Raw genomic sequence first — 21,881 nt, forward strand, 5'->3', positions numbered from 1 at the left:
AGGAGCGCACATTAAATGAGCATGCAAGACACTCTAGCGGATATGTTTACCCGTATCCGCAATGCGCAGATGGCCACCAAGGAGACGGCTACCATGCCGTCCTCCAAGCTGAAAGTGGAAGTGGCCCGCGTGTTAAAGGAAGAAGGCTACATTACCGACTTTACGGTGGCTGAAGGCGTTAAACCCGAGCTGACCGTTACTCTTAAATATTTTGAGGGTAAGCCGGTTATTGAGCACATTCAACGGGTTTCCAAGCCGTCTCTGCGCCAGTACAAGGGCAAAGACAACCTGCCTAAGGTCGCCGATGGTCTGGGTATCGCGATTGTCACCACCTCTAATGGTGTCATGACCGATCGTGCCGCGCGCCAAGCAGGCGTCGGTGGCGAAGTCATCTGCACCGTATTCTAGGAGGCTGGAATGTCCCGCATAGCGAAATATCCGGTTAAAGTGCCTGCTGGTGTCGAGATTAAAATCGACGCTGGCCAGCTGACCGCCAAAGGCGGCCAGGGCACGCTATCTATGCCCATTCACCAGGACGTGGTGATTGGTCAAGAAGATGGCCAGCTGACCTTCGCCCCGAGTGAGTCTGCCAAGAGCTGGGCAATGGCCGGTACTACCCGCGCCTTGGTTCAGAACCTGGTAACGGGCGTATCCGAGGGTTTCACAAAAACTCTCGAAATTGTAGGCGTCGGTTATCGTGCCCAAGCTAAGGGCCAGACGCTCAATCTTTCACTGGGCTTCTCGCACCCGGTCGACTATGAACTGCCTAAGGGTGTCTCAGCGGAAACGCCGAAGAACACCGTGATCGTGCTGAAAAGCGCGGACAAGCAGATGCTCGGCCAGTGCGCCGCGGAAATCCGCGCCTTCCGTCCCCCTGAGCCGTATAAAGGCAAGGGTGTTCGGTACGCCGACGAGCAGGTGCGTCGCAAAGAAGCCAAGAAGAAGTAAGGCAGGGTTATGAACGCGAAGAAAGAATCTCGTCTCCGTCGTGCCCGCCGCGCTCGCGCAAAGATCCGCGAGCTGGGCGTGTATCGCCTGTGCGTCAACCGTACCCCGCGTCACATCTATGCGCAGATTATCTCGCCGGATGGTGGCAAAGTGCTAGCCAGTGCTTCTACGCTGGACAAAGCACTGCGCGAGGGTGCGACTGGCAACGCAGAAGCCGCCTCTAAGGTTGGCGCTCTGATTGCTGAACGCGCTAAAGAAGCAGGCATCACCCAGGTGGCCTTCGATCGTGCTGGCTTTAAGTATCACGGTCGCGTTAAGGCTCTGGCCGACGCCGCACGTGAAGGCGGCCTGGAATTCTAAAGGGTTTTACGATGGCGAAGAACGAACAGCAAAGCGGTGATCTGCAAGAGAAGTTAGTGCAGGTCAACCGCGTCGCCAAGGTGGTCAAAGGTGGTCGTATTTTCGGCTTCACCGCGCTGACCGTCGTTGGTGATGGTAAAGGTCGTGTCGGTTTTGGTCGTGGCAAGGCGCGTGAAGTGCCTGTTGCGATCCAGAAAGCGATGGATCAAGCTCGTCGCAACATGGTCAAGGTTAACCTTGCAGGCCATACGCTTCAGTACCCGATAAAAGCCCGTCACGGTGCTTCTAAGGTGTACATGCAGCCGGCTTCTGAAGGTACCGGTATCATCGCTGGCGGCGCCATGCGCTCTGTACTAGAGCTCGCTGGTGTCCATGATGTACTGGCCAAGTGCTACGGTTCCACCAACCCGGTTAACGTGGTGCGAGCGACTGTTAAAGGTCTCTCCTCCATGCAAGCACCGGAAGACATTGCCGCTAAGCGCGGTCTGTCTGTCGAAGCGATCACGGGGTAAGGCACCATGGCAGCAACGATCAAGGTTACCCAGATCCGCAGCACCATCGGCGTTTTGCCCAAGCACAAGGCTACTATGAAGGGCCTGGGTCTGCGTCGCATCGGTCATACGGTTGAGCTGGAAGACACCCCTGCCGTACGCGGCATGATCCACAAGGTTAACTACCTTGTGCGCGTTGAGGGAGAGTAATCCATGAAACTCAATACCCTGAGCCCGGCACCGGGCTCCAAACACGCTGAAAAGCGCGTTGGTCGTGGTATCGGCTCCGGTCTTGGTAAGACCGGTGGCCGTGGCCACAAAGGTCAGAAATCTCGCAGTGGCGGCAGCGTCAAGCCTGGTTTCGAAGGCGGTCAGATGCCATTGCAGCGTCGTTTGCCGAAGTTCGGCTTTACGTCTGCTAAGTCATTGGTATCTGAAGAAGTACGTCTGGCTGAACTTGCTAAGGTTGCCGGTGACGAAGTCACTATGGAAACTCTGAAGCAAGCCAACGTGCTAAAGGATGCGACGCTTCATGCGAAGATCATCCTTTCTGGCGAACTGAAAAAGGCGGTTACCGTTCGTGGTATCAAGGTCACCAAAGGTGCCCGTGAAGCGATCGAAGCCGCCGGCGGCAAGGTAGAGGACTAAATGGCCAAGTCAGGAAATATGCCGGCGATGGGCAGCGGTCTGAGTGAACTGTGGGCGCGTTTGCGCTTCGTGCTCCTCGCCATCGTGGTGTACCGTATTGGTGCCCACATTCCCGTTCCCGGTATCAATCCTGACCAGCTTGCTGCCTTGTTTAGGGAGCAACAGGGCACCATTCTAGGCATGTTTAACATGTTCTCGGGTGGCGCCCTGGAGCGCATGAGCGTCCTCGCCCTGGGCATAATGCCCTACATTTCGGCGTCGATTATCATGCAGCTCATGACTGCGGTCTCCCCTCATCTTGAACAGCTCAAGAAAGAGGGTGAGGCTGGCCGCCGCAAGATTAGCCAGTACACGCGCTACGGCACGGTGATACTGGCTTTCGTCCAGGCTACCGGTATGTCCGTCGGTCTGGCTAGCCAAGGCATCGCATACAGCGCTGACTTCAGCTTCTTTTTCACCGCCGTGATTACATTTGTATCAGGCGCGGTGTTTATGATGTGGCTAGGTGAGCAGATCACCGAGAAGGGCATCGGCAACGGTATTTCGCTGTTGATCTTCGCGGGGATCGTCGCTGGGCTGCCCAGTGCCGTTGGGCAAGCGTTCGAGCTTGCTCGTAATGAAGGTGCCTGGAATGTTCTTCCGCTGTTAGCGCTGTCAGTGCTAGGTATTGCTACCGTTGCGTTTGTGGTGTTCATTGAGCGCGGTCAACGCCGCTTGAAAGTGAACTACCCCAGGCGCCAGGTCGGCAATAAGATGTATGCAGGCCAAAGCAGCTACCTGCCTTTGAAAGTGAATATGGCTGGTGTTATTCCAGCAATCTTCGCTTCCAGTATTTTACTCTTCCCGGCCTCTATTGGTCAGTGGGTGGGTGCTGGCGAAGGAATGGAGTGGTTACAGCGTGCATCACAAGCGTTAGGCCCCGGCCAACCGCTTTACATCTTGCTTTTCGCGGCGGCAGTGGTATTCTTCTGCTTCTTTTACACAGCGCTGGTCTTCAACCCCAAGGATGTGGCTGACAATCTTAAAAAGTCAGGCGCCTTCCTGCCGGGCATTCGCCCCGGCGAGCAGACCGCTCGCTATATCGATAAAGTAATGACTCGTCTTACTTTGTTCGGTGCCTTGTATATCACTGCGGTTTCCTTGATGCCCCAGTTCTTGATCGTTGCGTGGAACGTGCCGTTTTTCTTCGGCGGAACTTCGCTTCTGATCGTGGTTGTGGTCATCATGGACTTCATGGCCCAGGTGCAGTCGCATCTCATGTCGCATCAATATGACTCGGTGATGAAGAAGTCCAACCTGAAAGGCTACGGTAGCGGCGGCATTATGCGCTGAGGCGCGCCGTTGCGATTTGGAGAGAACGATGAAAGTTCGAGCTTCCGTAAAGAAGATGTGCCGTAATTGTAAGATCATTCGACGCAATGGCGCTGTCCGCGTCATTTGTATCGAACCGCGGCACAAACAGCGCCAGGGTTAATACCTGGGTTGTTTTTAAGCGGGTGCCGGCATACCCCTTGCCATAAGGCTTATAAAGGGGTATGCTGTTGCACCTTTTGTAGATGAACAAACGAGCAAGCCGCTCAAATTTCGGAGTAAGCTGATGGCCCGTATTGCAGGCGTCAATATCCCGGACAACAAGCATGCGGCGATCTCGCTGACCTATATCTTCGGGATTGGCCGTACCCGCGCTCAGCACGTTTGTGCTGCTGCCGGTATCGCGCCTACTACTAAGATCCAGGATCTATCTAGCGATGAGCTGGATACCCTGCGTTCTGAAGTTGGTAAGTACACCGTAGAAGGCGACCTTCGTCGTGATGTTACGCTTAACATTAAGCGTCTCATGGACTTAGGCTGCTACCGTGGTCTGCGTCATCGTCGTAGTCTTCCGCTGCGTGGTCAGCGGACTAAGACTAACGCGCGTACCCGTAAGGGCCCGCGTAAGCCGATCCGCAAATAACACGCAGGCTCTTTAATAGAGAGCTGACGTTAAGACAGGAATAGACATCAACATGGCTAACCCGCGTAGTAACCGTAAAAAGGTTAAAAAGCAGGTAGTGGACGCCGTAGCGCATATCCACGCCTCTTTTAACAACACGATCGTGACGATCACAGACCGCCAGGGCAACGCTCTTTCTTGGGCGACAGCCGGTGGTTCGGGTTTTCGTGGTTCTCGCAAGAGCACCCCGTTCGCTGCTCAAGTGGCAAGTGAGCGTGCAGCAACTGCTGCAGCCGAGTATGGTGTGAAAAACGTAGACGTGCTGGTCAAGGGCCCCGGTCCAGGCCGTGAATCCGCCGTGCGCGCTCTCAATGCCGCCGGCTTCCGCGTGCAAAGCATCACTGACGCGACGCCCATTCCTCATAATGGCTGCCGTCCGCCTAAGAAACGCCGCGTTTAAGGAGACAGATTCATGGCTCGTTATATTGGACCGAAGTGCAAACTGTCTCGTCGTGAAGGCACCGACCTCTTTTTAAAGAGCGGTGTTACTCCCTTCGAGAAAAAGTGTAAATCCGAGCAGATCCCGGGTGTACACGGCCAGCGTCGTCAGCGTCTTTCCGACTACGGCTTGCAGCTTCGTGAGAAGCAGAAAGTACGCCGTATGTATGGCGTACTCGAAAAGCAGTTCCGCAACTACTACAAAGAAGCCGCTCGCCTGAAAGGTGCGACTGGTGAAGTATTGTTGCAGTTGCTTGAATCCCGACTGGATAACGTCGTCTACCGCATGGGCTTTGGCTCGACTCGCTCTGAAGCGCGTCAGCTGGTCAGCCACAAGGCGATTTCCGTGAACGGCCGCACCGTTAACGTTGCTTCCTACCAAGTGAAGCCCGGTGACGTTGTTTCTGTTCGCGAAAAGGCGAAGAACCAAGCACGTATTCAACACTCGTTGACCATTGCGGCCAACCGTGGCGATATCGCTTGGATCGAAATCGACGCCAAGAAGATGGAAGGCACTTTCAAGGCTCTGCCTGAACGCGGTGACCTGACTGCCGACATCAACGAAAACCTGATCGTCGAGCTGTACTCCAAGTAAGCAGTTTGATTTACATTTCTGCTTCTTGAGACCTGGGCGGGGTAGCAAAGCTAACCGCCCAGATGCTCTTGAGTAGTGTGCTCTAGAGTACTCAGTATCCGTTTGGCAGCCTGAAAGGTGTTCATATGCAGCGTTCAGTGACAGAGTTTCTTCGTCCTCGTGACATCAAGGTCGAAGAAATCAGCGCACATCATGCCAAAATCGTTCTCGAACCGTTCGAGCGCGGCTTTGGTCACACCCTGGGGAATGCACTTCGTCGCATTCTGCTTTCGTCCATGCCCGGCGCTGCCGTGGTAGAGGCTGAAATTGCCGGTGTAGAGCACGAATACAGTGCGCTCGAAGGGGTGCAGGAAGATGTCATCGAAATCCTCCTGAACTTGAAAGATGTTGCGATCAAGATGCACAGCCGCGATGAGGCGGTGCTCTCGCTGAACAAGCAGGGCCCAGCTGTCGTCACCGCTGGCGACATTGCGCTTGATCATAGCGTCGAAATCGTCAACCCGGATCACGTCATTGCTCATGTCAATGAAGGTGCCGAGCTGAAAATTCAGCTTAAGGTAGCGCTGGGTCGTGGTTACGAACCGGCTGACGCTCGTGGCTCTGATGAAGAGACACGTGCAATTGGCCGCCTGCAGCTGGATGCCACCTTCAGCCCTGTTCGCCGTGTTTCCTATTCGGTTGAAGCCGCTCGTGTTGAGCAGCGCACCGACCTCGATAAGTTAATTATCGATCTGGAAACCGACGGTACACTGGATCCGGAAGAGGCTATCCGTCGCAGTGCGACCATTCTGCAAGAGCAGCTGGCCGCCTTCGTCGACCTGGAAGCTGATAAAGAGCAGGAAGTCGAAGAGGAAGAGGATCTTGTTGATCCTATCCTATTGCGCCCCGTAGACGATCTTGAGTTGACAGTTCGCAGCGCTAACTGCCTAAAAGCCGAGAATATTTACTACATTGGTGATCTTATCCAGCGCACTGAAGTTGAGCTGCTGAAGACACCGAATCTTGGTAAAAAGTCTTTGAATGAAATCAAAGACGTATTGGCAGCGCGCGGCTTGTCCCTCGGCATGCGGCTGGAAAATTGGCCACCCGCTAGCCTGAAGGACGACAAGGCCTCCGCGTGAGTGTCGACTCGAGTCCCAGTTTGGTAAGGAATTACAACCATGCGTCATCGTAAGAGTGGTCGTCATCTGAATCGTACCAGCTCGCATCGTCAGGCCATGTTTAAGAACATGTCTGTCTCTCTGGTCGAACATGAAGTCATCAAGACAACCCTGCCTAAGGCCAAGGAATTGCGTCGCGTTATCGAGCCGCTAATTACCCTAGCCAAGCAGGATAGCGTTGCAAACCGCCGTTTGGCATTTGCCCGCACGCGCTCCAAAGAAGCCGTCGGCAAACTGTTCAACGAGCTAGGTCCGCGTTATGCCGAGCGTCCGGGTGGTTACATCCGCATCCTCAAGTGCGGTTACCGCACAGGCGACAACGCGCCCATGGCGTTCGTTGAGCTGGTTGACCGTCCGGTTGTTGAAGAAGCAGCTGCAGAAGAGTAAGTCTCTGCGTTGTTGCTCAACAAAATGAAAGCCGACCCCTTAGGGTCGGTTTTTTTTGGTCTATTCATTTCATTGCGTTTTCAACTTTTATACTGCTTTCTTAATTCACTTGAAGAGTTACCGTGCTAGTCTTAGATTTCTTAGTGTGGCAAGTAGATTAATGGTTGGTAGTGTTACATCACAGCAAAACAAGAAAGGGGCATGTATGGCAACAAGGGGAATATGCGCAACGATCGTCGCGCGTTGGTGGCTTCCGCTGTCGTTAATGGTATTGCTGCTAAGCACGATATCGAGTGCTCATGCAAATCCGCGTTATGCTGGGATTGTTGTGGATTTGGAAAACGGAGAGGTGCTGTACGCCGAGAATGCCGATGAGCGTCGCTACCCCGCATCGTTAACCAAAATGATGACGCTTTATCTTACATTTGAAGCATTGGAGAGTGGCCAGCTCAGTCTTAATCAGCCGCTTCCTGTGTCTGCTCAAGCTGCCGCCATGCCTGCTGTAAAACTGTGGCTTTCTGCAGGTAGTACCATTCCTGTTGATTCTGCTATTCGTGCGTTGGCAGTGCGCTCTGCTAATGATGTTGCCGTCGTGGTGGCTGAAGCATTAGGTGGTAGCGAGCAGCGTTTCGCTCAGCTGATGACCGCAAAAGCGCGCGAGCTAGGCATGAATGCCACCACGTTCCGTAATGCCTCGGGTCTACCTGATGATCAGCAGGTCACCACGGCACGGGATATGGTGACACTCTCTGTGCGCGTGATGCAGGACTTCCCACAGTACTACCACTACTTTGGGCTCCAGGAGTTCACCTATCGTGGTACCCGGCACACCAGCCATAACCGCTTAGTGAAAAACTACCCCGGTGCAGATGGCCTTAAAACCGGCTTCATTCGTGCATCTGGTTTCAATGTAGCGACAACGGCCGTCCACGGGGATCGCCGTATGGTGGGCGTTGTCATGGGTGGCTTTAGTGGTTCATCTCGTGATTCTCATATGGCGAACCTGTTAGACCGTAGCTTTGCTCGTGCAGCGCTGCGTGACCAGCAAACGTGGCTGGCCAATACCACTTTTTCTAGAGAGTTTATGGCTTTCTCTGGCTCTAACGCGCCTAGCCAACGCCCCATGTCGACACCGCCAGCCTCTAATCGCCCTGTCATGGCCAGTAATGTAACGATTTCGAATAATACAGCGGCTTCGAATAATTTGGCAGCGACAACCCTTTCTCCTTCACCAGCGTCTGCACCGGCTGTTGAAATTGAAGATCGTCTCGCGCGCTCAATGGAGGCACCGACAGAAGTTCCTGTCACCCGTAGACCAGACCCGGTGAACGCTTTTATTGAACGTGAGCGCGAATTGGCAGCTACGCCTCAACGGTCTGTTACTGCTGGTGATTGGGGTATCCAGGTAGGTGCTTTTAGCCAGGCAGCACGAGCAGAGCAGTTGGCACGTCAGGCAGCGCAGCGCCTGCCTCATGAAGTGGGGGGGCGGGTTGCTATCGATACTTTAGCTGGTCAAACGCCGGTATTCCGCGCCAGGGTTGTCGCCTTGGACGAAGCACGCGCCAGACGCGCTTGTAGAACGCTCCAGGCGCAGGGGATGGAGTGCATGGTGGTCAACGCAAGTTTGTAAAGCCACGTTAGATCCGCAGCCCCGTCAGTGACACATTGGCGGGGTTTTTTATTAGTTGTTAATCCCGGCTGATAAAGTGTCCAAAGGGCAAAAGGAGAGCGTCGTGACAACGTCGTTAAAAGGTATCCTGTGCATGTGCTTAGGAGTTCTGTTCTTAGCGCTCGGTGATGCGGTATCGAAGTGGCTAGGCGAGGTCCATTCGCCGCTACAGATTATTTTCTTTCGTACGCTCGTGTCATTACCGCTCATTGCTCTGTTGGCGCATTTTGCAGGCGGATTGCGCAAGTTGCATACCAAGCGCCCCCGTGTACACCTTCTCAGAGGATTGATTTATACCGCCACGATGGTGTGTTTTGTCTGGGGGCTAACCCTGCTGCCACTCGCAGAGGCCACGGCAATCGCTTTTGTGGCGCCCTTGTTTGTAACGTTGCTCTCAGTACCGCTGCTTGGCGAGCGGATCGATCCGCCTGTATTAGTGGCGTCGTTAGTTGGCTTTGCTGGCGTGCTGATTGTGGTTCGCCCCGGCGGTGATGCGTTCCAGCTTGGCACGCTAACCCTCTTGGGAGCGGCTTTCTTTTATGCACTGATGATGATTACTGCGCGGCGCTACGGTGCTAGGGAGCACCTGTGGGCAATGGTGTTCTACATGACGTTAGTGCCCTTTATCGTCACTGCTCTGAGTTTGCCCTGGGTTTGGCAAACCCCAGAGCCCTGGCACTGGCTTGGCTTTTTGGTCTCGGGTGTTTTGGGTATTGGCGCGACCGCGTTTATTACCCTGGCATTCCGCTTTGCCCCTGCCGCGATTGCCGCTCCCTTCGATTACACTGCAATGCTGTGGGCGGTGCTGCTTGGCTGGTGGTTCTGGGGAGAGCTGCCGGATCTGTGGGTATGGGTGGGCAGTGTGCTGATTATGGGCAGCGGGTTGGCAATTGCTTACCATGACCGCCGCACGACGATGAAGCCTCGCCCAACGGCTTAAGCGAACTGATAGACATCCATTGCCAGTACGCCATGTTCAATGCTGTGGTGTAACTGAGTTGCATCACCACCTGCCCCCATGGCCACCAGCAAGGGCTGGAAGTGCTCTGGGGTTGGGTGGTTTTCCAGCGCTTTTGGAGCACTCTCCCAGTGGAGCAATGCCTGGCGATCATTGGCTGCAATGTGCTCGCTCACCCACTGGGCAAACTCATCTACCCAGGCGGGGGCGGGGCTGTCCTGGGGCAGGGTTTCATATAAGTTATGGGTCAGGCTGCCCGAGCCAATAATCAGAACCCCTTCTTTTCGCAATGCTGATAGGCGCTCGCCGAGCGTGACTAGCGCGTCATTTTCCCAACGCACAGGTAGCGACAGGGAAACGACCGGTACATTGGCCTCCGGAAACATCAGCGAAAGTGGTACCCAGGCGCCGTGATCAAGGCCGCGCTCTACGCGTTCGGCACCCAGTAACAGCGCAATTTGTTCAGCCAAATCAGGGTTGCCAGGAGCCGGATACTGGCACTCGAAAAGAGCTTGTGGAAACCCGCCAAAGTCATGAATCGTCTCTGGTTGTGCGCTAGTACTGACCTTGAGCGTAAGACTCTCCCAGTGGGCTGATACGACGACCACCGCACGAGGGGAGAGGCGCTTCCCCAGTTCGCGTAGGAAAGCGTGGGCTGGCGTTTTATTCAGCGCCAACATGGGGGAGCCATGAGAAATAAACAGGCTGGGTAGCATCTTAGTACCTCCGTTAGCCTATAGGGGGCTAATGATGCCCGCACAAGCCGAAGCCAATGCGGGCAGAGTGGTTAGGCGAATTTGCGGCTGACAACAGCGCTACCGCTACCTAGGCCTGCCTGTACCACCAGAGCAATCGTCCAGAAAATAGGGAATTCCCAGCCACCACCCGGGTTTGAGAACAGCCAGCCATTACCCAGGTGTACCGAGGCTGCACCTAGCAGCACGGGGACTAGAGCAAGGCTTACCCAACGAGTATAGATGCCCAGTAAAAGTGCTAGGCCGCCACCTACTTCGGCAGCAATGGTTAAGTAAGCAAGAACACCCGGTAAGCCCAGGGATTCAAAATAGCTGACAGTGCCTGGCAGGGTGAAGACAAACACCTTAAGCAAGCCGTGAGCTAAGACCATCACGCCCAAACTGATACGTAGCAAGGCGGTGGCATGGAGGGTGAGTGGTGAAGTATTAGTAGTGGTCATAGCCGTCTCTCTTAGTCGCGAGCATCACGTTGGATGCGATAGTGCCACTTTACAGATGAAAGCCACTGAGATAATCCACTGTTATTGCACTTCACTGTTGCGATAAAGGCGACAATCCGAGTTCGATTTCCCATACTGGTGGGTCACCCCACGCCGCCGCCAATAACTCAATAAAGCGCTCTACTTTGGCAGGTAAATAGCGTCGGGCTGGGTAAAGCGCATGGATGTCTAGCAACGCCGGCGGTAAGTTCTGCAAAATCGGCACTAGGCGCCCGTTCGCAATGCTATCGGTCACTAAAAAGCTGGGCTGTTGCGCTATCCCTAAGCCTGCTTCAGCTGCATGCGTCAGCATATCGCCATTATTACTCTCTAGGGGGCCAGAAATACTGAGTAGTTGATGGCCAATCCGCCAATCGCCACTGTTTTGGCCGCTTCGGTAGCGAAGGCAGCGGTGAGATGCCAAATCTTCACTAGTCAGCGGCGTGCCGTGCTTGGTGAGGTAATCAGGTGATGCGCAAAACAGCATCCGGCACTGGGTGAGCCGTCGCGCCACTAAGCTAGAGTCGGGCAGGTTACCAATACGAATGGCGACATCGTAGCCCTCTTCCAGCAAATCAACGCGGCGGTCGTTTAGATCCAAACGCACTTCTAGCCCCGGGTGCGTTTGCATAAACCGTGCAACCAGCGGTGAAAGATAGCGTGTGCCGAAGCTCATCGGACCATTGATGCGCAGCTGCCCGCTCACCGTACTGGTGCCACTGCCGATTTCTGCCGCTGCCTCGTCCAAAGCGATCAAAATGCTTTGCGCACGAACGAGATAGCGTTCGCCCGCTTCAGTGAGGTGTAGCCGCCGGGTGGTGCGCTGAATAAGCCGAGCACCCAATGCCTCTTCAAGCGCCATCACTTGGCGAGATACCCGCGTGCGAGAAAGGTCTAGCGCCTCGGCCGCGCGGGTATAGCTACCCAGCTCAGCGACCTTTACAAACGCCGCGATATGGTCGAGCTGGGTCATTGCGCGTGGAATGCCTGTGCTGCCAGGCGTGGGTCTGGCTGGCCACAAATAGCAGAAATAACCGCAACACCGTTTGCCCCAGCGGCTTTCACTTGAGCCATGTGTTCAGCTTTTAACCCGCCAATCGCGACGCTGGGAAGTTGGCACGCATTGGCAAGCTGTGCCAGCCCATCAAAGCCAATGGGCTGGGCGTGGTCTTGTTTACTGCCAGTCGCAAACACGGGCCCTAAACCGACGTAATTGAGCAATTCGACAGGTGCCTCCTGAAGTTGGGCTGGGGTGTTAATTGAAAGCCCGATAATGGCGTGCTGGCCGAGCGTGCTTCGCGCTGCTTGAACAGCCGTGTCGCTTTGCCCGACATGTAAGCCATCCGCTTGGCTGGCGAACGCCACGTTCAGGCGATCATTAATGATCAGAGGGACGCCACTGCCAGCCAACATCGCTTTGAGACGTTTGGCCTGGGCGATCATGTGCTCGTCACTAGCGTGTTTATCGCGTAATTGCACCATGGTAATGCCGCCCTGCACAGCAGCTTCAACCGTTTTTTCCAGACCCATGCCAGCGCACAGACCAGCATCGGTGACTAAATAGAGTGAAAGATCAAACGGCATGCACCGCCTCCCATTGAGCAAGGGTCGAAAGGTCGTCAGGGGATAACTGATACAGCGCGTCCAATAGCGCCACCTGGAAACTGCCAGGGCCTTGAGCCTGCTCGCCTGCACGGCTTCCAGCGAGGCTGAAACACGCCAAGGCGGCCAGGCTGGCCTCCAGCGGCTGCTCGTGGTTTGCGGCCACAAAGCTTGCGACCAGTGCACTCAAGCCGCAGCCCAAGGTCGTCACACGGGGCATCAGCGCATGCCCGCCTGTAAGACGATAATGTTCAGTGCCATCGGTAATGAAATCGCTCTCGCCAGTCACCGCCACCACACAGCGATGTTGCTGTGCCAGCGCAATGGCAGCAGTTGCCGCTTCTTGGGTGCTAGCCGTCGCATCAACCCCACGCCCCTGGTTGGCTAATCCGTTAAGTGCTTGTATTTCTGAGGCATTGCCACGAATAACGTTAGGCTGATAAGCCAGCAACGTCTCGCAAACACGCTGGCGAAATGCGGTAGCACCAACAGCCACAGGGTCAAGCACCCACGGAATATGGTTTTCATGAGCAGTGCGCGCGGCGACTGCCATGGCGTCAGCCCAAGGGGAAGAGAGGGTGCCAATATTAATCGATAGCGCGCCAGACATAGCCGTGAACTCCGCCACTTCTTCTTGAGCATGCAGCATGGCGGGGGAAGCACCTGTCGCCAATAGCAAGTTAGCGGTGCTATTCATCGCCACATAGTTGGTAATGCAATGTACCAGCGGTGTGGCAGCGCGCAAGTCGCGGAGATAATCGCCGAGTGGGCGTGAAGGCATAATATCCTCCCGGCTGGGAGGTGATGCAGCTGCACCACGACTCCCTACGCCGGTGTTATCCGGTTCAGGTTCAAAGGGTGCTTCTCAGCCCGTTAAGCAAGGGCGCCCCTGTCGTGATGGTACTATCCTTGGCTTAGGTCAATCTGTAAAGCCTGGGCAACGCTATGAGCAACTATCAACGAAACGAGATGCGTGTTCCGTAGGTGAGCATCTCATCAGGCGTCATCGCTTTACCCTCAACACCAATCATTTCATCGCCACACTGGTCGGCAAACGTAAGCACTCCATGAGTGAGGCCCAGCTGGCCAAGGGTGTCGCGAATTTCACCGGTGCCCAAAAACGTGCTGACATGACCCTCAGCATTGGTTAAATCAGAGACACCGTTCGCGTGATGGAAGCGAACCTTATAGATACCATCCATTGATTCAACTTCCACAATCGGTGAAAAGCCATTGTGTATGGCACGGGCTAACTGCTTTAACGTTATGTGGTCACCGAGGGTCATATCAATCGCAGTCATGGAAAACTCCTGTGGATGCCTCAAAGGTGGGGCATCGCTCATGTTGCGGGAACTGCTTTTTGTAAAGTTTATGAATAATAAGTGTAGGGTTTTTGTTTAGTATTGCCAGTGCGCTTAATGTGACACTGCGTTAGTGAAGCCTACATGCTTGTAAAGGCTGGTATTATGGCTCTAAAGCCCTCATGGTAAGCGGTAAGTGAGGCTCAATGGATTCAATGATCAGCATTAGCGACAGGAGAGCAAAATGAGTTTTCAAGGCGAACAACATTCCGGCGTCGCGCCCGTAGCGCCGCAAACCCAAGGGTTTCGCTTAAATCACACCATGCTGCGGGTGAAGGATCCCGAACGTGCGCTAGCGTTCTACTCTAAGGTCTTTGGAATGCAGGTGCTACGCCGATTGGATTTCGAAGAGATGCAGTTTTCGCTCTACTTCCTAGCCAATCTCGAAAGCAGCGATAACGTGCCAGAAGATACTCAAGCACGTACTGCCTGGACCTTCAGTCAGAAAGGCTTACTGGAATTGACGCATAACTGGGGCACAGAAGATCAGCAGGATTTTGCCTATCATGACGGTAACGCTGAGCCGCAAGGGTTTGGTCATATCTGCTTTAGTGTGCCTGACTTAGAAGCTGCCGAGGCTTGGTTTGATGAGCATGAAGTAACGTTTATCAAGCGCGCGGACCAGGGCAAGATGAAAGACGTTATCTTTGTCAAAGATGCAGATGGCTACTGGATTGAAGTGATTCAGGCAGATCGCATGGCAGCCATGGGCGACTAATATGGCCCACTTGCTGTTTCGGCTACGCCACGTGACCGATGAAGAGGCGTTGGAAGTACGCCAGTTACTAGATGAGCAGGGCTTTGATGTCTATGAAACCCAGGCGGGCTTTTTTCGCCTGGGGGTCGATGCCATTTGGCTGCGTAACACTGCTCAGCGTGAGGCCGCTGAAGCGGCATTGGCAGCGTATCAGGAAAAGCGTCAAGCTAAGGCGCGGCGAGAGCACGAAGAAGCGGTTGCCAGTGGCAGTGCGCCAACATTATGGCGACGCTTCCTTGCCCACCCCGTGCAAGTCGTACTGGTAATCGTTGCCGTGGTGCTGATTGCCCTGTTAACGCTGCTGCCGTTTGTTGGCTTGGTAGGCTAGATTTGTAAACAGTTTTGTAGATTAGCTGGTTAGCTTAACAGTGGCTAAGTGCCCGCGTTTTAGATAAAGCTGCACGCCTTCATTACCCGCGCGTAACTGAGGTGCCGCACCTACTGGGTAGCGGCACCAGCTGCCGGTAACGTATTCCTGTCCATCACAGATAAGAGAGCCTTCCAGCACAAACAACTCTAAACCACCGGCAAGCGGTGGATAAGACACCAGTGTATCGGCTTCCCAACGCTCTAGGCTGACCCGCTCTGGGCCATACTGTTTTGAGCTATAGGTGTGCAGCATTTTGTAAGTAATACCTGGCCGTCGGTCGGGCTGCCAGGGCAGCCTATGGGCAGGCACGGCCAGTTGCAAAATATCGTTTTCATCAAACTGGTGTAGCTTTACCAGAATAAGTGCGCCTTCTTCGCCTATTTGTGGGGTATGACCAGTGCCAATCGGGTTGCGTAAGTAGCTGCCTGCCGGGTAACGGCCATGCTCATCGGCAAAGACACCTTCCAACACTAAAATTTCTTCACCACCACCATGAGTATGGCGATTGAACTGGCTGTTGGGCGCGTAGCGTACCAAGCTGGTGGCTCTGGCGACTTCGTCGCCAATGCGGTCTAGCATCATGCGCTCTACACCAGCGCTGGGGGAGTCCACCCAACGGTACTGATCCGGCGTGACACTGGCAAAGTGGCTAAAATCGGCGTTCAGGCGCATGGTATTGGCTCTTTGCAGGGATGAAAATTCGCAGCAGTAGTGCAAGTCTCCCCATCCCTGGGACAAAATGCAACGCAAAAAAATACCGCCCGGCGGCGGTATTCAATAGTTAACTTTTTGGCTTAGTGATCATGACCATGATAGTCGTGGTCGTGGTCGTGGTCGTGGTCGTGGTCGTGGTCGTGGTCGTGGGAATGAGCATGCCCGTGGCTATGCGAATGCCCACCGCCCACTTGGTTGTACGCGCCGGGTTCGGGGTCGAAAGTAGCGTTGTGGTGCTCGAGCGTCGCGCATCATGCCTAAGTAAGTGCCGGCTTCACCCTCACTCGCCAGCGCATCGGCATACAGTGTGCCAGCAATTGGCAGGCCAGTTTCTTCGGCAAGCTGGTTGATGATGGCTTGGTTGGTCATGTTCTCGTGGAACAGCGCCTGCACGTTTTCCTGCTCAATGACATCTACAAGCGCGGCCATGCTGGCGCCGCTGGGGTCAGCTTCGGTAGACAGGCCGACAGGAGCAAGAAAGTTCACCCCATAAGCATTTGAGAAATAACCAAACGAATCATGGCCGGTAATCACGCTGGCGGAAGCGGGAATATCGCTCAGCAAATCACGAATTTCATGATCAGCCTCGTCTATTGCTGCTAAATAGCGCTCAGCATTCGCTTGATAACTTTCGGCATTGGCACTGTCTGCTTCGATTAAGCCATCGCGAATATTGGTAACGTAGACCTTTGCCTGCTGTAGATCCTGCCATGCGTGAGGGTCGTCATCACCATGGTCATGTTCACTGTGATCGTGCTCGTCATGTCCGTGGTCATGATCGTCGTGGCCATGGTCGTCGTGTCCATGATCGTCATGGCCGTGTTCTTCATGATCGTGTTTGGCAAAGGCGCGGGGTTGAATGCCGTTGGTTGCAGTGACCAATGCACCCGTATAGTCGCTAGACTCAATCAAACGCTCCATCCAGCCCTCAAACAGCAGTCCGTTAAAGACCACCACATCTGCGCTGGCCAACGCGCGGGCGTCGCCTGGGCTTGGTGAATAAACATGCGCATCGCCGTCAGGGCCGACAAGCGACGTTACGTCAACGTGCTCGCCGCCCACGTTTTCGACCATGTCGGCCAAGATAGAGAAGCTGGTCACTACCTGAACACGGTCGCTAGCCATTGCTGCAGGCAATGCCAGCATGGCCGAAACACCCACCCACCAGCGCGATGAAGAGAAAAGCGACATATAACGCTCCTTCAAAAATAACAAAGAGTTATGACGACTGTTCAAGCGCCAGCGGCGTTGTCTTGCGCCGCAGCTTAGCGGCTAAGCTGTGATAGCGGCCGAACAGTGCCGACAGTAGATAACCCACCCCAGCCAGCAAAATAATGCTCGGCCCTGATGGGGTATCAAGATGAAATGAAATCAATAGCCCGCCGGTACTGGCGACCATGGCCAATACCACGGCAATACCTATCAAGCCTTCCAGCCGCTTACTCCAAAACCGCGCTGCAGTGGCAGGCAGCATCATTAAGCCCACCGCCATTAACGTGCCCAAGGTTTGGAAACCCGCGGTTAAATTAAGCACCAATAGCCCTAAAAAAACGCTATGTACCCAGCTGCTACGGCGGCTTTGCCCGCGTAAAAACAGCGGGTCTAAACACTCCACGACCAACGCGCGGAAAATAATCGCCAAAATAATCACAATCAGTGTGCTGATAGAGGCAATGAGCAGTAGCGCTGTGGAGTTAATCGCCAAAATTGAGCCGAACAGCACATGGGTTAAATCCACGCTGCTGCCACCCATCGAAATGAGCAATACCCCGGCCGCCAGCGAGATAATAAAGAAGCTCGCCATGGCGGCGTCTTCGCGCTGGCCGCCCATTTTCGACACAGCACCGGCAAGTAACGCCACCATCACGCCGAAAAGAACGCCGCCAGCGCTCATCACCGGTAGAGAGAACCCGGCGAGTAAAAAGCCCAGCGCCACCCCAGGCAAAATAGCGTGGGCCATTGCATCGCCAATCAGGCTCATGCCCCGTAGCACCAAAAACACGCCCAGTGGAGGAGCTGCAAGCGAAAGTGCCAAACCACCCACGACCGCACGCCGCATAAAGCCATAATCGAAAGGCGCAACAAACCACGCATCAAGCAGTGCCAGCATGACGACCTCCCAAAGCAAACGGCACGACCTTGGCCGATGCATGTTGGTGGTTAAGCGCGCTAGGCGCGACCCAGCGACCATGGCCACCGTTTAGCATTAATACTTCATCGGCTAGGTGGCTCAGATGATCCATGTCGTGCAGCACAATAATGATGGTCACGCCTTCATCGGCCATTTGGCGCAAAATACGGATCAAAATATCCACCGTATCGCTATCCACGTTGGCAAACGGCTCATCCAGTAACAAAAGCTCCGCTTCCTGCATCAACGTACGGCCAATCAGCGCCCGCTGGCGCTGGCCGCCGGAAAGCTCACCCAAAGGGCGGTGGGCCAAATGAGAAATACCTAAGCGCGCCATGATGTCGCGACCCTTGCGATAATGCGCCGCACAGTAGCCTTTCAACGCCCCGTGGCTTGGCCAACTGCCGGTCATCACCAACTCTTCCACGCTCATCGGAAAGGTAAGGTCCAGAGCCAGTTGCTGCGGTAACCATGCGCGGCGTGCTTTATCAACGGTGCAAATCACTTTGCCGCTAATAGGCCGCAGTTCTCCCATAATCGCCTGGATCAGCGTGCTTTTGCCCGCCCCGTTAGCGCCGATAAGCGCCGTAATAGCACCGGGTTTTATGTCACCATCGACATGCTCAAGTACCGTGCGTCCGCCTTGGGCAAGGTGCAAGTCATGCAGTTGCAGGCGTGAAAGTGAACGCTCACTCATAACGGCCACCCACTTGCCCACAAAACTAACCCCCATAAACCCAGCAGCGGCAGTGCCACTAGACCCAACCGCTTCGTGGCAGATAACGACATCAGCGAAAAATGACAAGGACCTTCCTTGTTATGGCGATGCATATGCTCACTCATTGAGTGTCCTCGCTACCAATAAATAAGTTATAACATAACAATTACAAAAACCAAAAAAGAGCCCGATATTTTACGCGCTCCTGGTGTGCTGACAATCCTGTTGCACTGACAATGTTAAATCGTGCCTCTTATATAGCCATGGTGTGCGGCGACCATTACGCGGCTAATAGCGCCAAATGGCTGGGGTGAGACGTACTCACCGTTCAAAGTGACAGACCCAACCGAGAAACGAGCAGGTTGAAAACGGTTAATCGCGCTAGAGGCTTGGTTGGGCTGCGTCCAAATCTGCAGCTTATTGTAAGCCGACCAGTCAGCAGACGTTTGGGCCTGGGCTTGCGTAGACAGCGTGAGCAGCACCAGCGCGGAAGCCGCCAACACACGAAACATCGGCATAGCGAATCACCCAAATAAGAAAAGTAACGCGAAGCGTAGCACGTTGAGCCGAAGGCGCTAGCGTGGAATCGGTGTGGGCTAAGTATGACTAAGGTCAATGGCGAGGTTGGGTAAAGAATGGTTAGATGGAGTTCTTTTTCAATTAGACGGCCAAGTACACGTTAAACGTCTTCAGCATTTACCTGGAAACCGAATTAGAGTTATATCTGACAATTCGCTGTATCCCAGCTACGAAATGGACGAAACAGATAACTTCCAAATTTGCGCTCGTTTTTTAGGGCGTTGGGCATTTGGGAGGGTGTAGCAAACCAACTAAAAAGGCAGGGAACATGGAGATAGCACAAAAAATCGCAACACTGGCGAGCCGTGCCAGAGAGCAGCTTGACCACATCGTCAACGAAGAAGCGACGAAAAATGCGATGGTCATGCCATTTATACAAAGCTTAGGATATGACGTTTTCAATCCAACCGAGGTACTGCCTGAATTTACGGCTGACGTTGGCTTGAAGAAAGGCGAGAAGGTCGACTACGCCATCAAAAATGATGGTGTGCTTTCAATCCTCATCGAATGTAAGCCCCGTACGACAGACCTTGCAGATGCACAATTCAGCCAGCTCTACCGCTATTTCAATTGCACGGAAGCAAAGTTTGCGATTTTAACCAATGGCATTGAGTACCGCTTTTACTCAGATCTTGATGACACAAACAAGCTAGATAACAGACCATTTTTTACCTTTCGTCTGACTGACTATAACGAAAGGGATATTGAAGAACTGAAGAAATTTGCTAAGCCTGTTTTTAACGTCGATACCATTCTTAGTACCGCAAATCGGCTGAAATACACCAATCTCGCGATGGCATCATTCAGCAAGATGCTTAAAGAACCGCCCCGCGAATTCATCAAATTCATCGCTCAAGATTTCTTTGATGGACGGATGACTCAGCAAGTTCTTGATGAATTCACACCGATCATCCGCGACGCAATGGCTCAACACATCAAAGAGCAGGTTTCTCTAAGACTCAAACAGGCATTAGCTACGACAAGTGGCGATGAGTCAGGTGCTGTTAACTTACAGTCCATTCAGATGGACTCCGAAGAACCTTCTCAAAATACAGATGATGAGATAGTCACGACTCAGGAAGAGATCGATGGTTACAACATGGTTCGGGCTATCGTTGCCAGCGAAGTAGCTCCTGAAAGGGTTTTCATGCGAGATGCAAAGTCGTATTGCGCCGTGCTGCTTGATGACAACAATCGTAAGCCGATCTGTCGCCTTCACTTCAATTCCAAAATCTTAAAAAGAATTGAAATTCGCCAAGATAATGAATCAGTTAAGCACGATCTAAATGTACTGACTGATATCTTCAATCACAGAGACGCTCTGATAGCCGTTGTAAAAGGCTACGAATGATCCCTAAAGCCGGTCTTGTGCCGGCTTGTTTTCGCCCGGCAAGGTAAATAAAGCTTATAAATTGGCTCATAAGGTAAGCATATTTACCTTGTGTTTTGCGACGTCTGCAAACGTCAGCTTTAACCACCACGGCTTGGAGTCAACAAATGCAAACCAATGCCCAACCATGCCGGGTGTACATGCATCCGACCGCTGGAAACAGCCACATCGCCATCGCGGTCATGCAAGCCACCACAGTCCGCATCGCCGCCCGCCTGAGTGGTACAAATTCCGCACTACCTATCTGCTCACCGCCATAAATGTACACCTGCCGGGTCACTTTCGCGGGTGCGCTAACGCTTACGCCGCGCTACTCGAAATGTGCATTACCTTCATTAATTAGTAAGTTGGATGTTGCCGTCCAGGTAATTCAGCGCTCAACCGTTGTGAATACTCTCTCAGTTTCGGCGTCATCAGCACGATGGTGCTTTAATTGTTAAATATGGTGAGGAAAAGAGTGTTCCAAAATAAAACTGCTTTAACATAATGAATGCTGTGTGTGTCGGTAACTGCCATCTAGAGGATATTACGTCATGGAAAACTTTCTTGAGCAATTTGGGGCTTATGTTCCTTTGATCATCAATGCCGTGAAAGCATTGTTGGTGTTAATTGTGGGCTGGATTGTCGCAGGGGTAGTCAGCAGCTTAGTGCGTAAGCGGGTGAATGCGATACCGCGTATAGATCCAACGCTGGGCAACTTTCTTGCAGCCTTGGTGAAGTGGGTCATTCTGCTGGTTGTATTTATTACGGTACTGGGTCTGTTTGGTATTCAGGCTACTTCGCTGGTTGCTGTGTTGGGGGCTGCCACGCTGGCTATTGGCTTGGCGTTGCAGGGCACGCTGAGTGATTTAGCGGCGGGGTTTATGCTGATTGTGTTTCGTCCTTACAAACTGGGTCAGTTTGTTGATATTGGGGGCACGTCCGGTACGGTTAAGGATCTTAACCTGTTCGTGACCGAGTTAGTGACGCCTGACAACGTGCAAATTATTGTGCCTAATGGGCAGGCTTGGGGGGCTATCATCACTAACTTCTCTCATCACTCGACACGCCGTGTCGATCTTGTGTTCGGGATTGGCTATGACGATGATGCTGATCTGGCCATGGCGATCATCAGCGGCTTGGCCGAGGCTGACAGCCGTATCCATGGTGATCCCGCACCTTGGGTAAAAGTCACTAACCTGGGAGCCAGTAGTGTGGACCTTACCGTGCGGCTTTGGGTCGATGCGGCGGATTATTGGGATGTGAAATTTGATATGACGAAAGCTGTCAAAGAAGCCTTTGATAAGCAAGGTGTTTCAATACCTTACCCGCATTCGGTAGAAATTCAGAAAGCGGGGTAAATGTTTCCGTTGATACGGTTTGTTAAGGCGCGCCCTTT

At 53.5% G+C, this 21,881-nt stretch carries 30 protein-coding genes, 2 pseudogenes and 1 riboswitch; of the genes and pseudogenes, 20 read left to right on the forward strand and 12 right to left on the reverse strand.

What is annotated here, in order from left to right; all coding sequences use genetic code 11:
- Positions 1-15: 15 nt before the first annotated feature.
- The 15 genes from rpsH (at position 16) to INT21_RS18675 (ending at position 9,629) form a co-directional block, all read left to right on the forward strand.
- Positions 16-408: a 30S ribosomal protein S8 gene (gene rpsH / locus INT21_RS18605; RefSeq protein ID WP_009723892.1), complete on the forward strand. Its 393-nt coding sequence runs from the start codon at positions 16-18 to the stop codon at positions 406-408.
- A gap of 9 nt (positions 409-417) precedes the next feature.
- On the forward strand, positions 418-948 hold the full coding sequence (gene rplF / locus INT21_RS18610; protein ID WP_038480399.1) for a 50S ribosomal protein L6: 531 nt from the start codon (positions 418-420) through the stop codon (positions 946-948).
- Between the two features lie 9 nt (positions 949-957).
- The gene (rplR, locus tag INT21_RS18615) at positions 958-1,308 is read left to right on the forward strand and encodes a 50S ribosomal protein L18 (protein ID WP_009723890.1); all 351 of its coding nucleotides are present in this window, start codon (positions 958-960) and stop codon (positions 1,306-1,308) included.
- An 11-nt stretch (positions 1,309-1,319) separates the two neighbouring features.
- Positions 1,320-1,820: a 30S ribosomal protein S5 gene (rpsE, locus tag INT21_RS18620; RefSeq protein ID WP_009723889.1), complete on the forward strand. Its 501-nt coding sequence runs from the start codon at positions 1,320-1,322 to the stop codon at positions 1,818-1,820.
- Positions 1,821-1,826: 6 nt separating this feature from the next.
- Positions 1,827-2,009 (forward strand): 50S ribosomal protein L30, encoded by a 183-nt coding sequence (gene rpmD / locus INT21_RS18625; protein ID WP_009723888.1) that lies wholly within the window; start codon positions 1,827-1,829, stop codon positions 2,007-2,009.
- A gap of 3 nt (positions 2,010-2,012) precedes the next feature.
- Complete coding sequence (rplO, locus tag INT21_RS18630; protein ID WP_038480402.1) at positions 2,013-2,447, forward strand: 50S ribosomal protein L15; 435 nt, start codon at positions 2,013-2,015, stop codon at positions 2,445-2,447.
- Positions 2,448-3,779, forward strand: coding sequence for a preprotein translocase subunit SecY (gene secY, locus INT21_RS18635; protein ID WP_038480406.1), 1,332 nt, complete (start codon positions 2,448-2,450; stop codon positions 3,777-3,779). It abuts the gene before it with no gap.
- Positions 3,780-3,807: 28 nt separating this feature from the next.
- The gene (gene rpmJ, locus INT21_RS18640) at positions 3,808-3,921 is read left to right on the forward strand and encodes a 50S ribosomal protein L36 (protein WP_009099023.1); all 114 of its coding nucleotides are present in this window, start codon (positions 3,808-3,810) and stop codon (positions 3,919-3,921) included.
- Between the two features lie 123 nt (positions 3,922-4,044).
- On the forward strand, positions 4,045-4,401 hold the full coding sequence (rpsM, locus tag INT21_RS18645) for a 30S ribosomal protein S13 (protein ID WP_009723884.1): 357 nt from the start codon (positions 4,045-4,047) through the stop codon (positions 4,399-4,401).
- 52 nt (positions 4,402-4,453) lie between these two features.
- Positions 4,454-4,840 (forward strand): 30S ribosomal protein S11, encoded by a 387-nt coding sequence (gene rpsK / locus INT21_RS18650; protein WP_009723883.1) that lies wholly within the window; start codon positions 4,454-4,456, stop codon positions 4,838-4,840.
- Positions 4,841-4,852: 12 nt separating this feature from the next.
- The gene (gene rpsD / locus INT21_RS18655) at positions 4,853-5,473 is read left to right on the forward strand and encodes a 30S ribosomal protein S4 (protein ID WP_009723882.1); all 621 of its coding nucleotides are present in this window, start codon (positions 4,853-4,855) and stop codon (positions 5,471-5,473) included.
- A 125-nt stretch (positions 5,474-5,598) separates the two neighbouring features.
- Positions 5,599-6,594, forward strand: coding sequence for a DNA-directed RNA polymerase subunit alpha (locus INT21_RS18660; protein ID WP_009723881.1), 996 nt, complete (start codon positions 5,599-5,601; stop codon positions 6,592-6,594).
- A gap of 39 nt (positions 6,595-6,633) precedes the next feature.
- On the forward strand, positions 6,634-7,020 hold the full coding sequence (rplQ, locus tag INT21_RS18665) for a 50S ribosomal protein L17 (RefSeq protein ID WP_009723880.1): 387 nt from the start codon (positions 6,634-6,636) through the stop codon (positions 7,018-7,020).
- A gap of 205 nt (positions 7,021-7,225) precedes the next feature.
- Positions 7,226-8,650, forward strand: coding sequence for a serine hydrolase (locus tag INT21_RS18670; RefSeq protein WP_193061469.1), 1,425 nt, complete (start codon positions 7,226-7,228; stop codon positions 8,648-8,650).
- Positions 8,651-8,753: 103 nt separating this feature from the next.
- Entirely contained in the window at positions 8,754-9,629 is an 876-nt protein-coding gene (locus tag INT21_RS18675; RefSeq protein WP_319021989.1) for a DMT family transporter, read from the forward strand.
- Here the strand turns inward: INT21_RS18675 and INT21_RS18680 are convergent.
- From INT21_RS18680 to INT21_RS18705, 6 genes are all read right to left on the reverse strand, one after another.
- The gene (locus INT21_RS18680) at positions 9,626-10,363 is read right to left on the reverse strand and encodes a DODA-type extradiol aromatic ring-opening family dioxygenase (protein ID WP_193061470.1); all 738 of its coding nucleotides are present in this window, start codon (positions 10,361-10,363) and stop codon (positions 9,626-9,628) included. The genes INT21_RS18675 and INT21_RS18680 overlap by 4 nt on opposite strands.
- A 71-nt stretch (positions 10,364-10,434) precedes the next feature.
- Positions 10,435-10,842 carry a DoxX family protein gene (locus INT21_RS18685; RefSeq protein WP_193061471.1) on the reverse strand — a complete coding sequence of 136 codons (408 nt, stop codon included), beginning with the start codon at positions 10,840-10,842 and terminating at the stop codon, positions 10,435-10,437.
- Positions 10,843-10,933: 91 nt separating this feature from the next.
- Positions 10,934-11,854: a LysR family transcriptional regulator gene (locus INT21_RS18690; RefSeq protein WP_193061472.1), complete on the reverse strand. Its 921-nt coding sequence runs from the start codon at positions 11,852-11,854 to the stop codon at positions 10,934-10,936.
- Positions 11,851-12,465, reverse strand: coding sequence for a thiamine phosphate synthase (gene thiE / locus INT21_RS18695; protein ID WP_193061473.1), 615 nt, complete (start codon positions 12,463-12,465; stop codon positions 11,851-11,853). Before thiE ends, INT21_RS18690 begins: the two co-directional genes overlap by 4 nt.
- Positions 12,455-13,264, reverse strand: a complete 810-nt coding sequence (gene thiM / locus INT21_RS18700; protein WP_193061474.1) for a hydroxyethylthiazole kinase — start codon at positions 13,262-13,264, stop codon at positions 12,455-12,457. The genes thiE and thiM overlap by 11 nt, the downstream gene beginning before the upstream one ends.
- Before the next feature lie 24 nt (positions 13,265-13,288).
- A riboswitch (TPP riboswitch) is annotated at positions 13,289-13,384 on the reverse strand.
- A gap of 55 nt (positions 13,385-13,439) precedes the next feature.
- Positions 13,440-13,784, reverse strand: a complete 345-nt coding sequence (locus INT21_RS18705) for a hypothetical protein (RefSeq protein WP_089040002.1) — start codon at positions 13,782-13,784, stop codon at positions 13,440-13,442.
- Between the two features lie 244 nt (positions 13,785-14,028).
- On the opposite strand from INT21_RS18705, the gene gloA reads away from it, so the two are divergent.
- Both gloA and INT21_RS18715 read left to right on the forward strand, forming a co-directional pair.
- Positions 14,029-14,562 (forward strand): lactoylglutathione lyase, encoded by a 534-nt coding sequence (gloA, locus tag INT21_RS18710; RefSeq protein ID WP_120385930.1) that lies wholly within the window; start codon positions 14,029-14,031, stop codon positions 14,560-14,562.
- A 1-nt stretch (position 14,563) separates the two neighbouring features.
- Positions 14,564-14,929, forward strand: a complete 366-nt coding sequence (locus tag INT21_RS18715) for a DUF6164 family protein (RefSeq protein WP_193061475.1) — start codon at positions 14,564-14,566, stop codon at positions 14,927-14,929.
- A 21-nt stretch (positions 14,930-14,950) separates the two neighbouring features.
- Here INT21_RS18715 and INT21_RS18720 read toward each other — a convergent pair whose 3' ends face one another.
- From INT21_RS18720 to INT21_RS18740, 6 genes and pseudogenes are all read right to left on the reverse strand, one after another.
- On the reverse strand, positions 14,951-15,643 hold the full coding sequence (locus INT21_RS18720; RefSeq protein ID WP_193061476.1) for a cupin domain-containing protein: 693 nt from the start codon (positions 15,641-15,643) through the stop codon (positions 14,951-14,953).
- Positions 15,644-15,765: 122 nt separating this feature from the next.
- A pseudogene (locus INT21_RS20700) lies at positions 15,766-15,933 on the reverse strand (urease accessory protein UreE); the annotation flags it as partial.
- Positions 15,854-16,876, reverse strand: a complete 1,023-nt coding sequence (locus INT21_RS18725; RefSeq protein WP_319022710.1) for a metal ABC transporter solute-binding protein, Zn/Mn family — start codon at positions 16,874-16,876, stop codon at positions 15,854-15,856. The gene INT21_RS18725 and the pseudogene INT21_RS20700, both read right to left, overlap by 80 nt.
- 28 nt (positions 16,877-16,904) lie before the next feature.
- Complete coding sequence (locus tag INT21_RS18730) at positions 16,905-17,795, reverse strand: metal ABC transporter permease (protein WP_193061478.1); 891 nt, start codon at positions 17,793-17,795, stop codon at positions 16,905-16,907.
- A complete protein-coding gene (locus INT21_RS18735) occupies positions 17,779-18,513 on the reverse strand; it encodes a metal ABC transporter ATP-binding protein (RefSeq protein WP_089039994.1) in 735 nt (244 codons plus the stop codon). The genes INT21_RS18730 and INT21_RS18735 overlap by 17 nt, the downstream gene beginning before the upstream one ends.
- A gap of 260 nt (positions 18,514-18,773) precedes the next feature.
- Positions 18,774-18,956 (reverse strand): annotated as a pseudogene (locus INT21_RS18740) (hypothetical protein); the annotation flags it as partial.
- Positions 18,957-19,149: 193 nt separating this feature from the next.
- Here INT21_RS18740 and INT21_RS20820 point away from each other — a divergent pair.
- From INT21_RS20820 to INT21_RS18755, 3 genes are all read left to right on the forward strand, one after another.
- Positions 19,150-19,356 carry a S24 family peptidase gene (locus INT21_RS20820; protein WP_226912478.1) on the forward strand — a complete coding sequence of 69 codons (207 nt, stop codon included), beginning with the start codon at positions 19,150-19,152 and terminating at the stop codon, positions 19,354-19,356.
- Between the two features lie 25 nt (positions 19,357-19,381).
- Positions 19,382-20,464 carry a type I restriction endonuclease gene (locus INT21_RS18750; RefSeq protein WP_193067949.1) on the forward strand — a complete coding sequence of 361 codons (1,083 nt, stop codon included), beginning with the start codon at positions 19,382-19,384 and terminating at the stop codon, positions 20,462-20,464.
- 572 nt (positions 20,465-21,036) lie between these two features.
- Positions 21,037-21,843, forward strand: a complete 807-nt coding sequence (locus INT21_RS18755) for a mechanosensitive ion channel family protein (protein ID WP_120385919.1) — start codon at positions 21,037-21,039, stop codon at positions 21,841-21,843.
- The last annotated feature ends 38 nt before the right edge of the window (positions 21,844-21,881 follow it).

Origin of the sequence: Halomonas sp. 3F2F, from assembly GCF_014897805.1 — a bacterium.
GTDB lineage: Bacteria > Pseudomonadota > Gammaproteobacteria > Pseudomonadales > Halomonadaceae > Vreelandella.